Below are 11,508 nucleotides of genomic sequence, written 5' to 3' on the forward strand. Positions count from 1 at the left end.
GGTCATGCCAGCGCAACAACGCTTCGAAGCCGGCTATTTGCCCGGTCCGAAGGCATACCTTGGGCTGATAGAAGGGAACGATGCGATCGTCGTCCAAGGCGGACCGTGCGCGAGCAAGCATGGTGGCACGGCTTTCTGACACCTCGCGCATCGCCGGAGTAAAAACCCGGATTGTGCCGGGAAGGTCGGCCTTTGCGGCATAGAGAGCGAGGTCGGCGCATTTCATCAGCTCACCCGGTGTCTCCGCATCGCGAGGCCAAATCGAGGCACCGGCACAGAAGCTGATGGCGACACGCAGTCCCTCGATAAGCGCAGGACTCTCCAAGGGCGCCAAGATCTTTCGCACCGTTTCCTCGCGGGCATCCAGCAAACTCAGGCCCGGCAGAATGATGGCGAACTCATCCCCGCCAAGACGCGCCACGGTGGCCTCCGGAGGCACGGATCTCAACAAGCGGACCGCTATCTCGCAGAGGAGCGCATCGCCGGCAGCGTGGCCCATGCTGTCATTCAAGGTTTTGAAATTGTTCAGGTCGAGCACAATCAACCCGACGTATTGACTCATCTTTCCAGCCCGCGCGAGGGCGCGATCCAACATCCGGGCATAATGCGCGCGGTTCGGCAGCTTGGTGAGCGGATCGTGATAGGCGGCTTGTTGCAGACTTTCTTCCGCCTGCTTGCGTGCGGTGATGTCGAGCATCGAGCCGACAAGGCGGGCAGGCTCGCCATGCTCATTTCTGATGATGAGGCAGCGTGAAGCAACGTCGATGTAGGTTCCGTCCGCCTTGCGGAATTTATATTCCTGATCCCATTCGCTTCCCCCGGAGTCGAATGCATTCTTTTGCGCGGCAATGACGTGATCGACATCCCCCGGATGAATCCGGTCCAGCCACCATTTCAAATCGGTGGTCTCGTTCAAGTTCTTGTAGCCCAGCACCTCTTCGACTGCCCCGCCCCATGTTGCTCGGCCTTGCTCGAATGACCAATCCCAGATCACATCGTTGGTGGCACGTGAGGCGAGCCGATAGCGCTCCTCGCTTTCGCGAAGCGCGAGTTCCGACGCCACCTGATCGTCAATGTCTTCCAGAGTGCCGTACCAGGCGGTGATCTGGCCCACCTCGTCGCGTCTTGGTCGCGCGCGTGCACGAAACCACCGATAGGCTCCATCCTGCATCCGAAGTCTGTAGCGGGTGTCGGCGATCTTGCCGTCACCGTTCTCGATGGCTTGCGACCACAAAGCTGCAACCCCCGGCAGGTCATCCGGGTGAACCGAGGCAGTCCATCCCAGGCCCAGAGCGTCGGCCAAGGACCCGCCAACCAGTTCAACCCAATGAGGCGCCATTTCCACGACGTTGCCCGACGCGTCGGCCAGCCACGGCAACTGCGGATTGAGTTCAATCGAAGCGCGATGGTGGGTCTCGCTGGCCCGTAAGGCATCGAGAGCTGTACGCAATCGCTGACGATCCGCGGCGGTGGCGAGGGCGAGACGCTGACTGTGGTAGGCGACGGTCAAAGCCACCACGAGGATCATGATGCAGCCAAACACGACGATGGTCGCGATGGCGCTGAGGTCCACGGTGCCGCCAGTGCGCCTCTCCGTCGTCAGCGGCGTGACCGTGAGGCTGGCCATTGCAACAAAGTGAAGCGCAAGCGTTCCGGTCATGAGGGCAAGGGCTGCCGGCCAGGCGATTGGTACGTTCCGATAGCGTTGGAACAACCAGCCGGCGCCAGCGCAGATTCCGACACCCGCGACGACTGAAATGACCAAGAGGTCAGGGTCGTACCGAGTAACAGCTGAGAAGCGCAGGGAATATGTATCTAGAAAGTGAGCCGTCGCGAGTCCCGTGCCGACCAAGGCACCACCCAGCATGCCCCGCTGACGGGTATCTCCAAAGGCGACGAGCCAACCCGAAATGGCTAGAATTGTGCAAGATGCGAGCGAAAGCCCAGCTATGTCAGTGTAGATGCGCAGTGCAAGCTGCGCTGCATATCCAAGCATGGCCGTATAGTGCGTCGTCCAAATCGTCACGCCTGTAATTAAACCCGCGAGTGTCAGCCACCACATGCGGATCGTACGTGTTGCGGCCACGAATGCCCGTTGAATGATCACGGCGCTGGTGAAACTGCCAAGTGCGCAGACTGCAACCGCGACTGCAACCATTCTGAGGTCGTGTTGATAGGCGATACAGGTTGCGATTCGCCACATTGTCACTACCAGGTTGACCGTCCACTGTAGGGCCCAAACCTTCGTGAGAACTTAAGGCATTCATACGCTTTCGATATAGGACCAAGACGCGCATGATGCGGCGCAAGAGCTGACTGCTGATCGACACCTCCGACGGATTGCAAAGCGCCCCTTTCGTTGAAGGGTCCGAACTCCATGTCGACGTTTTCCGTGGCAAGCGCAGACCTGAAAGCCAAGCGAACTTCATCGCGGCCTGATGCTTCCAAGATCCAGCAACGTCGAACGTCTCCAGTCGCTTCTCGACTTTGAAAGGTTTCACTTGTCTGTTCAGGGTCCGAGCAGGGCGGAACCGTATTTTGCCCAAAGCACCGCGCAGCCTCTGGCCCGAATGTCTGGCGTTCCGGCAGTTCCGTATTCGACCACTGCAGCGCGAACGTCGTAGCCCAGGACCGATGCGTTGGCGACGAAATGGATGGCTTCGCCCAGCAGGCGGCTCTCGATTACGGCTACAGTGTTGTTGGCGACGTCGAACACACCAAGGATGTTCGCCTTCTGAGTTCTGGCCGCCAAAGCGGCGGCCATTGCCTGTTCGTCCATTAAAAACACTGCGGTTCGCTCGGCGCGTCGGCCCGGACCGGCAAGTGCTTTGCATGTTGCCTGATACGGGCGAGCGGTACCTCAGCACGATCCTGTCCGATCCTATCAGCGAGGAATTTTCGCGAAAGCTTGGGGAATCGAGGTTTGATCTCAAACCAGGTCTGGCGGCGCAAACCTGCCGCCGCCTGTGCCTGGCGAGGCGAGGTGGCCTCGCGCATCCAGCGCACCAATGTCGGGTTGACGTCTATCCGAGCCGACGCCGAGATCCTTCGCTCCCCCGAACCTGAGCGGCTTGCAAGCCCATTGCCCAAATCGCCCCAGCAGCACGGTCCAGCAAAAAACCGCGATTGCTGTTGCAGAGCCCAACGAAGGTTGGCGTCGTTGATGACAACCGGCCTACATTAACGATTTGTCCAGCGCATTGATCAGCCGGTCGATTTCATCGAGCGTGTTGTAGTGCACCATGGATACCCGAATGACACCGGAGGGGGACAGTCCAAGCGCGTCGGCCAGACGGCGCGAATGGAAATCCCCGTGACGCACGCCGATCCTGGCCTGGTCGGTTCGGGTCACGATCTCCTGAGGGGAGTGGCCTTCAACGGTGAAGCTTATCGTCGGCACGCGAACGGTTGCGTGCGAACCTTGGTCGCCGATGATACGGACCCCGTTGTGCGTGCGCAGCCATGACAGCAGCCGTTCTCCAATCACTGCCTCGTGAGCCGCGATCTGGTCAAATGCGTCCTCGATCGCCCGGCGGCCTTGGCCTCGGCCGAGCGCCTCCAGATAGTCGACGATACCGGCAGCGCCCCAGACCAGCTCATAGCAGGGATTTCCGGGCTCGAGTTTGCCGGGCACTTTGTCCTTGCCGTAAAAATAGTGGTACAGACCATCGAGTTCGAGCAGCAGCTCATGGCGACCGTACATGACCGCATAGTGGGGCCCGTAGGTCTTGTAGAAAGAGAACACGTAGTAGTCGACGTCGAGTTCCTGGACGTCAAGCGCCCGATGCGGTGCATAGGCGACGCCGTCGACGCAGATGCGCGCGCCGCGCGCATGCACGAAATCGGCGATCTGCCGAATGGGGTTGATGGAGCCGAGCAGATTGGATGCATGGGTCACGCAGACCAGCCGAGTGCGATCGCACATTAGCGAAGCAAGGGTGTCGAGGCTCGGCATCAGCGTTTCGGGATCGATCTCCCACACCTTGAAGAGGATGCCCCGCTCCTTGAGGATCAGCCAAGGGCCTATATTCGACTCGTGATCGAAATTGGTCACGACAATCTCGTCGCCCGCCGAGAGTTGGCTGGCCATCGCGGTTGCAAGGAAACGCACCAACACGGTTGTCGAGGGCCCGAAGAAAACCTCTTCCGGCCGCGCCGCGCCGACAAATGTGGCGATGCGAGCCCGCGCTTGCGCCAGCAACTCGCTGGCTTTGACCGAGGGCCCGTAGGAGGCTCCAGTCTGCACGCTTGTGGTGAGCAGATAGTCGGCGACGCGCTCGGCTACTGGGCGAAGCACTTGCGACCCGCCGGCATTGTCAAAAAAAGCCCAGTCTGTTTCCAGCGCCGGGAACTGGGAGCGAACAAAATCGATATCGAGCGACATGGATGGCCTCGTGGGTCTTCAACGTTCGGATTTGGCGAGACGCTTCTCGAGCATGCCGACAAGTCGGACCAGCGGAAGCAGGATAATGAGGTAGATGGCGGCCGCGACGATCAGCGGCGTGGGATTGGCGGCAAGCGCCTGGGCCTGGTTTGCCTGCTTGAGAAGGTCCGGCATTGCCACCACAGAAGCCAGTGCCGTGTCCTTCATGACGTTGATGGCGTTCGAAGTCAGCGGCGGGATGACGATCTTGATTGCTTGCGGCAGGATCACCTTGAGCATGGTCGAATAGAAGTGGAGGCCCAGCGCTCGCGCCGCCTCGAATTGACCCTTGGGAATAGCCACGATGCCGGCGCGGATGATTTCGGCGGAATAGGCAGACGATATCATCGAGATTGAAGTGGTTGCCGCAGTGAACGAACTGAACCGAATGCCGGCAAAAGGCAACGCGTAGTAGACGACGAACAACAGTACCAGAACCGGTATGGATCGGAATACATCGATATAGGCGACGGTCAAAACACGCACTGGCGCTGGTCCATAAAGCCGCAGCATTGCAAGGCCGATGCCGACAAGAAAGCCGACGACTATGCAGACGACGCCGAGCGTCAACGTGGTGGCAAGGCCACTCAAAATGAGCGGCAGGGTTTCCACGAAAACGCGGTAGTTCAAAAACGTATCGAAAATGGACATGTCCCAGCCTCTGCTTCACGGTGGAGGGAGATCGCGGCGCAGCGGTCTCCCTTCCCATGATGACCGGGATCAGAGTTTCGGCATATCCAGAACAGTCGATGTGGCAAGCCCCTCATCGGGCTTGGTGCCGAACCAAGTTTCGTGGATCTTTGCCAGCGTGCCGTCTTTCTTGAGCGCGGTGATGACGTCGTTTACCTTGGCGGCCAGTGGCGCATCCTTGGCAAACATCACGGAGTACTGCTCAGTGGTCTTGATGCGTTCAACAACTTTGAACTGCGGCTTGTCCTTTGAATAATAAAGGAGTGCCGGGATGTCCGAGATGTACCCGTCGATGCGGCCCGCCTGCAGATCCAACATCGCCGGCTGCAACCCCTCATACTTGTTGATGGTGGCGATTTTCGTCTCGGCCTGATGCGCGGTGGTCCAGATGTCACCGGTCGAACCGGTGTCGACGCCGACGGTCTTGCCGGCCATCCCGGCGAGACCGGAGATGCCACTGTCGCTCTTGACGGTCAGCGACTGGTCGCTGTCGTAGTAGGGTTGGGCGAAGCTGACCGACTCAAGACGTTTCTTGGTGATCGTTATCGATGAGACCGCAGCGTCGATCTGACCAGATTGTACCGCGGCAAAGAGGCCCGCGAACGGAATGTTGGTGAACTTGACGTCCATGCCGAGCCGCTTGCCTACCTCCGTCATCAGGTCGATTTCGAAGCCGACCATCTTACCGCTGGCGTCTTGGAACTCCCAAGGAACATTGCCGATGTTGGCGCCGACATTGATCTCGGCTGCGTGCGAGGCAGCGGCGCTGAGGGACGCCAGGGCAAATGCTGCCGAAACCCAGAATGCTTTCAACACTTTCATTTTATTCCCCTTTTTTGATGACTTTTTTGATTGGAGTGGTTAGACCGGTCTGACCAGTCCGACCAACCAATCATGAGCCTCTTCAAAATGCAAGGCATTCCGTTGGCCCATCGGATCGGTTACCTCTGGGAGCGATCCTAGGCGCAGCCGGTCGGCTCAGCCACAGAATGGAAGAATTCGATGCTTTCGCGTGTCCCAGTACCCCACGCCGCCGCGAGGAAAATCCAGGGCATGATCCTCAGTGGAGAACTGAGGTCAGGTGAAAAGGTGCCGTCCCAGCGCGAATTTGCGCAGAGCCTCGGGGTCAGCCGCGCCTCGCTGCGCGAAGCCCTTCTGACGCTCGAGACGCTGGGCTTGCTGAAGACGGAACCAGGGCGAGGCACGTTTGTTTCGCAGGCAAGGCCTTCGGCCTCGCGCAATATGGCGCGGTGGCGTTTCGCCGACAGCTATCCGGTTGCTGACGTCTACGAGACGCGCATCATGCTGGAAGGACGGATAGCTGGACTATCGTCACAGACCCTGGCCGAGGCCGACTTTCAGGCTCTTGAGATTGAAACAGATACTATGGAACGGAACTGGGAACGCGGTGACCTGTTGTCCAATGTCGAAGCGGATCTCGAATTCCATTCCATCATTGCATCCGGATGCCGGAACAGGATGATCGTTGATCTGTACCAGTCCGTTCGCGATCTGCTGACCGAGACACAAATGCAGCCAATTCCAATCACTGAACCAGCCCGCATGCAGGCCTCGATCGCCGAGCACAGGCGCATAATAAAAGCGCTGCGCGCGCGCGATGCGGCCAACGCAACCCACGAGATGCAAAACCACATCCTCAACACGGCCCGCTGCGCCGGCATTTCCATCGCCACGGATTAGGCCCGTAACCGGGAGGACGAACCGCACCCACTCTTGATAGCCTGGTTGAACAGATGAAAGTCGCCGGACGGATCGAGCATCCGCACCTCCTAGGGAGGGGTCGCGTTGGATTTCCTGGTCGTCCACGACGAACTGCGGAATTGACCCATGGGAACGAAGATGACCGTTCAGCGTTTCATGCGGCGGTGCAAAAGACCAATCGCCAAGGGGAGGGGCCGACGTTGCAGGTAAGCGGGGGCAGCCGGAATGCCACGGAGAGTTTGGACGAACTCAGCGCGCTTTACGTGCTGACGGATCGATTGTACCGGGCAAAGTCGAACCAGGAGGCTTTTGAAGCCGGCCTGGACGCCATTCGTGACGGCTTGGGGTGCCGGCGCGCGTCCCTGCTTCTCTTTGACGGAGCAGGTGTGATGCGGTTCGTAGCTTCGCGCGGCTTATCCGAGGGGTACAGAAAGGCCATTGAAGGGCACTCGCCTTGGGTTGTGGGCGAACGCAACCCGGACCCCATCTTTGTTTCGCACATCGCTGAAACAAACGAACCTGCCCGCGTCAAGGATATGGTTGCCAGCGAAGGCATCGTTGGATTGGCTTTCATTCCATTGACCGTCCAAGGCGAGGTGGTGGGGAAATTCATGACTTACTATGGACGCAGGCATTCCTTTGCCAGCCACGAGGTCAATCTCGCTACGACAATTGCCAGACAGATAGGGTTTCATCTCGAGCGGACGCGGGCGGAAGAAGCCCGAAGAGTTGCCGAAGAAGAGTTGCGAGAATCCGAGCAACAGTTTCGCCTTATGTCGGAACACGCTCCGGTGATGATTTGGACCTGCGACGCCTCCGGCAAATGCACAAATCTGAACAGGATGCTTCGGGAGTTCTGGGGCGTGGAGACCGATAAGGTCCCCACGTTCAATTGGCACCCAACGATCCATCCCGATGATGCCGCCGATATTGGGGCGCGGATGATGCAGGCACTGACTACACAGTCAGCCGTCACTGTGCAGGGTCGCTACAGAAATTGCAAAGGGCAGTATCGCGTTCTGCTCACGACTGCTCGTCCTCACTTCTCCGCAAATGGCATGTTTCGCGGATTGATCGGGGTAAATGTGGACGTCACGGAACGCGATCAGGCGGAGATGGCGATGCGCCACAGTGAGGAGCGGTTTCGATCGGCCGTGGAGGCTGCCCCAAGTGGCATGGTGATGACGAACGAGGATGGGCGCATTGTTCTGGTCAATCTTCATGCTGAAGCTCTATTTGGCTATGGGCGGGAGGAGATGGTCGGGCAACCCATCGAGATGCTTGTCCCCGATCGCTCTCGCAGCTCGCACCCGGTTTTCCGCCGCGGGTACGGCAGTTTGCCGCTGGCACGCCCGATGGGGGCGGGCAGGGATCTGTATGCCCGACGCAAAGATGGACGAGAGGTGCCGGTCGAGATTGGGCTCAGCCCAATCCAAACGAGCGAAGGATTGATGGCGCTCGCCTCTGTGGTGGATATCAGCGAGCGAAGGCGATCAGAGGCCCATCGTGAGCTGCTGATGGATGAGCTCAACCATCGTGTGAAGAACACTCTGGCGGTAGTCCAGGGTATCGCTCATCAGACGTTCAGAGGAACGGAGGCCACTGATGCTCATGCCGCGTTCGAAGGCCGGCTCATGGCTCTTTCGGCAGCGCACAACATCCTGACCCAGACTAGTTGGGAACATGCATCATTGGACCAACTTGTCTGCGACAGCCTTCAGATTCAAAGTGCGTTCTCCAACCGGGTCTCCACCACTGGGCCTGCAATTCTATTGCAGCCGAACCAAGCTCTTTCCCTGGCGCTCGCCTTCCATGAATTGCTGACCAACGCAGTGAAGTACGGCGCCCTTTCAAACGAGGCCGGCACAATTTCCGTCGAGTGGTTTCGCACCGACAAACCCAAGCCCAGGCTCAAACTGGTTTGGAGCGAACTCGGAGGCCCCACAGTTTCATCTCCGGCCAGGCGAGGCTTTGGCTCCCGCCTTCTCGAGCGGGGCTTGGCGGCGGATCTCGAGGCCGAGGTCGCACTGGAGTTCCAACCTCAGGGGCTCGTCTGCAGGATCGATGCGCCTCTGGCAGCGGGAGTACTCGCGCAATGACAACCCTCTCTGGCAAGCGCGTTCTCATCGTCGAAGACGAAGCCCTGATTGCCATGCTGGCCGAGGATTTCTTGATTGAGCTGGGGGCCACTGTTATCGGCCCTGCCACCTCCATCAACGACGCGATTGCGTTGATATCAACCCAAGAAATCGACGCGGCTGTCCTGGACCTGAATATACGTGGCGAGCGGAGCGACCGCGTCGCTGACGCTCTACGGCTGCGAGGCATCCCGATTGTGTGTGCCACCGGATACGGACAAGGTGCGGCAGACTTCGCGAGAGGATCGACGATAATAGCCAAACCGTATTCCAAGGAGAAGTTGGACGATTCGTTGCGGCTCGCTCTCTCCGACGTGCCAAGCGGGATCCAGCCCGTCGGCAGGGTGAATTGAAAATTGGCAATCCGGGGCGGCGATACGCAGACATGCGGCGCTCTAAGCGCGCAGTCCATGAGCAGCAAGATACTGGCACTCGGAGGCTGAGAGCCCCCGTGCGGCAGCGGCCCGCGGCATAGACGCTTTGCGCAGCACGCCCGCGCACCAGCCTTCCAATGTGGCGGTGTGCCTTCTATTTCGGAAGCGCTCCGCGATCCGGCCTTTGCCCTTTCGTCTCCCGCTTGCCCCATTGCGGACTTGCCGGCGCCACGGGCGCACAGCAGCCAAGGGACGGGGGCTGCAGTCTGCTGCTGCCCCCAGCTCGCGCTGCCCACCCAACGAAAAGAGCCCGCCTAGGCGGGGGCCGAGACGGGCTGCTTGTCGTTCCAGTCAGGATAGGAAGGCACTCGACCGGTGTAGCTTGGAATGCCCAGCAAGGTTCCTGTTTAACGGCTTTCATTCGATGCCGCTCATTCGGGCAGGGCGTTATTTTCCAACAGCGGATGACGGGAGCACGAACTCCAAAAGAGGTGGCCGCGCCGACCGGCAATGCCGCCGGCGCGGGCCCGTCTCAAGTTACTGAGCAACAATGATCCGCTGTTTGTCGCGATTTTGCGCGTAGGTGCCCTTGTCATAGGCGGTCTGGGATTCAAGCTGGGCTTTCGTGAGATTGGTATAGAGATATCGGTTTCCATCCTTGTCGGACAGGAATTTCAATTTCTCCAGGCCTACAGCCACCGCCTTCTCGCCCATGCCCAGGAATCCGCCCACGTTCACGATGACCGCATCCACCTTCTTGTCGCCGGTTAGGACAACGTCACCGATCTCTCCGACTTTCGCGTCATCTGCCCCGTAAACGGTGGTGCCGATGAAATCCTTGGTGCTGATTTTGTCCATCGGCATCTCGGTCAGGGAAGACTTGTCGATAGCGGCGGTGGCCGTCTTGTCGGTCGTGGCCCAAGCCGGATCTTCGTTCGTAGACTTGGCAGCAACGCCATTGGTGTTCAGCGCGGCTGCTGTATCGTAGGCCTTCAGGTTAAAATCGGGTTGAGCTTGCAGGTCTTGCTTGGTGGTCTTTGCCACCAGCCAGCGCTCACCCTTCTTCTCGACCCATTCGGCCTTGCTGAAATCATAGGCCACGTTTTTCTCACCGATGCCCAGAAACCCGCCCACGCCGATGACAATGTACTTGGCTTTCCCATCCTTGGAGAGGACGACATCCTTTACATCGCCTATCTTCACGGCGTTGTCTGCGGCGCTGTCGTAGACGTCGGCGCCGATGATCTTGGTGACGAGGCTGCCATCCGCAACAGCCGCCGATGCCGTGGTGGTCTGCGTAGCGCTGGCAGGTTTGGTGGCGTCTTCGGCTGTGGCGCCGGTTACCCAAAGTCCAGACGTCAGAAGCGTGGCTATTGCTGTGGTAGCCAGGAGTTGGCGGATCATGATACGTTTTCCTTGTGCGTTATGTTGATGCACGCCGCGTTCGGCCGAACCATCGCAGGGGTGGCTGAACGCGGCACTGTTGACGCTTGCACAACGAGCCGCATCAGTCGAAGTTCCATCATTGCCCTGGTGCTTCGGCTGTTTGAAAAAAGCCTCTCGTTTATCGATGATGGCAGCTCGAGCTAGCCGACGCGTTAGCTTTTTCGGACAGGGAAACCGCTCCGTCAGGAGTTTGAATCAAGCGCGCTTTTTCTGTTGCCGGAGCATCTGACGCCAAGGAACTTTGTTGGCTAACGAAACGTACCCCCGCCGGACCAATTGTGGTTCGAGGAAAGGGGAAACTATGCAGAATCCTGGCGTCGGTTGGATCGCGGCAACTATCATCGGCGGCATCGCCGGATGGCTCGCCGAGATGATCATGAAAAGCAATATGGGCGTGCTGATGAACATTGTACTGGGGATCGGCGGCGCCATTGTCGCCAACGCCCTCCTTGGGATTCTCGGCATATCGTTGAGCGGTTGGCTCGGCTATCTGGTCGCTGGCTTTGTTGGCGCGTGTATTTTGATTGCTGTAGGTCGACTGGTAAGCGCTGAGCAAGGAACTCGTCGCCTTCACCCAGAACAAGACCTCTGCACGGAAGATGGTTCAGCGCAGATGAAGCGCTCTGCTGTCCAGCGCTTCGTCGGCCATGCCCGTCTGTGCGAAGGTCACGAGTGCCTTCACAAACGGCGCCGGGGAGAATGGCATTCAGCAAAG

Annotated in this window: 9 protein-coding genes and 1 pseudogene; 4 read left to right on the top strand and 6 right to left on the bottom strand. The window is 59.0% G+C overall.

All coding sequences use genetic code 11. From position 1 onward, the window contains the following. The 5 genes from OOJ09_RS29435 to OOJ09_RS29455 all read right to left on the bottom strand — a co-directional run. Positions 1-2,158: diguanylate cyclase domain-containing protein (locus OOJ09_RS29435; protein ID WP_269908571.1), on the bottom strand; the 2,158-nt coding region annotated here is incomplete at its 3' end. Between the two features lie 351 nt (positions 2,159-2,509). After that, on the bottom strand, positions 2,510-2,779 hold the full coding sequence (locus OOJ09_RS29440; RefSeq protein ID WP_269908572.1) for a hypothetical protein: 270 nt from the start codon (positions 2,777-2,779) through the stop codon (positions 2,510-2,512). 396 nt (positions 2,780-3,175) lie between these two features. Then, entirely contained in the window at positions 3,176-4,384 is a 1,209-nt protein-coding gene (locus tag OOJ09_RS29445) for a cysteine desulfurase-like protein (protein ID WP_269908573.1), read from the bottom strand. Between the two features lie 18 nt (positions 4,385-4,402). Further along, positions 4,403-5,074, bottom strand: coding sequence for an amino acid ABC transporter permease (locus tag OOJ09_RS29450; protein ID WP_269908574.1), 672 nt, complete (start codon positions 5,072-5,074; stop codon positions 4,403-4,405). Positions 5,075-5,143: 69 nt separating this feature from the next. After that, positions 5,144-5,935, bottom strand: coding sequence for a transporter substrate-binding domain-containing protein (locus OOJ09_RS29455; protein ID WP_269908575.1), 792 nt, complete (start codon positions 5,933-5,935; stop codon positions 5,144-5,146). A gap of 180 nt (positions 5,936-6,115) precedes the next feature. Between OOJ09_RS29455 and OOJ09_RS29460 the strand changes: the two genes are divergently transcribed. The 3 genes from OOJ09_RS29460 to OOJ09_RS29470 all read left to right on the top strand — a co-directional run bounded on the left by OOJ09_RS29460 (position 6,116) and on the right by OOJ09_RS29470 (position 9,326). Beyond that, entirely contained in the window at positions 6,116-6,814 is a 699-nt protein-coding gene (locus OOJ09_RS29460; RefSeq protein WP_269908576.1) for a FadR/GntR family transcriptional regulator, read from the top strand. A 260-nt stretch (positions 6,815-7,074) separates the two neighbouring features. Continuing rightward, positions 7,075-8,934, top strand: coding sequence for a PAS domain S-box protein (locus OOJ09_RS29465; RefSeq protein WP_269908577.1), 1,860 nt, complete (start codon positions 7,075-7,077; stop codon positions 8,932-8,934). Beyond that, on the top strand, positions 8,931-9,326 hold the full coding sequence (locus OOJ09_RS29470; protein ID WP_269908578.1) for a response regulator: 396 nt from the start codon (positions 8,931-8,933) through the stop codon (positions 9,324-9,326). The genes OOJ09_RS29465 and OOJ09_RS29470 overlap by 4 nt, the downstream gene beginning before the upstream one ends. Before the next feature lie 558 nt (positions 9,327-9,884). On the opposite strand, the gene OOJ09_RS29475 is transcribed toward OOJ09_RS29470, so the two are convergent. Continuing rightward, positions 9,885-10,751 (bottom strand): PRC-barrel domain-containing protein, encoded by an 867-nt coding sequence (locus OOJ09_RS29475; RefSeq protein ID WP_333474500.1) that lies wholly within the window; start codon positions 10,749-10,751, stop codon positions 9,885-9,887. Between the two features lie 343 nt (positions 10,752-11,094). Between OOJ09_RS29475 and OOJ09_RS29480 the strand changes: the two are divergent. Beyond that, positions 11,095-11,337, top strand: a pseudogene (locus OOJ09_RS29480) (GlsB/YeaQ/YmgE family stress response membrane protein); the annotation flags it as partial. Positions 11,338-11,508: the final 171 nt, after the last annotated feature.

This window comes from Mesorhizobium qingshengii, assembly GCF_027563465.1.
Taxonomy (GTDB): domain Bacteria; phylum Pseudomonadota; class Alphaproteobacteria; order Rhizobiales; family Rhizobiaceae; genus Mesorhizobium; species Mesorhizobium qingshengii_A.

Bases quoted from the DNA above. Each gene is read 5' to 3' on its own strand.
- OOJ09_RS29440 (WP_269908572.1), bottom strand. From the start codon at position 2,779: ATGGACGAACAGGCAATGGCCGCCGCTTTGGCGGCCAGAACTCAGAAG.
- OOJ09_RS29445 (WP_269908573.1), bottom strand. From the start codon at position 4,384: ATGTCGCTCGATATCGATTTTGTTCGCTCCCAGTTCCCGGCGCTGGAA.
- OOJ09_RS29450 (WP_269908574.1), bottom strand. From the start codon at position 5,074: ATGTCCATTTTCGATACGTTTTTGAACTACCGCGTTTTCGTGGAAACC.
- OOJ09_RS29455 (WP_269908575.1), bottom strand. From the start codon at position 5,935: ATGAAAGTGTTGAAAGCATTCTGGGTTTCGGCAGCATTTGCCCTGGCG.
- OOJ09_RS29460 (WP_269908576.1), top strand. From the start codon at position 6,116: ATGCTTTCGCGTGTCCCAGTACCCCACGCCGCCGCGAGGAAAATCCAG.
- OOJ09_RS29470 (WP_269908578.1), top strand. From the start codon at position 8,931: ATGACAACCCTCTCTGGCAAGCGCGTTCTCATCGTCGAAGACGAAGCC.
- OOJ09_RS29475 (WP_333474500.1), bottom strand. From the start codon at position 10,751: ATGATCCGCCAACTCCTGGCTACCACAGCAATAGCCACGCTTCTGACG.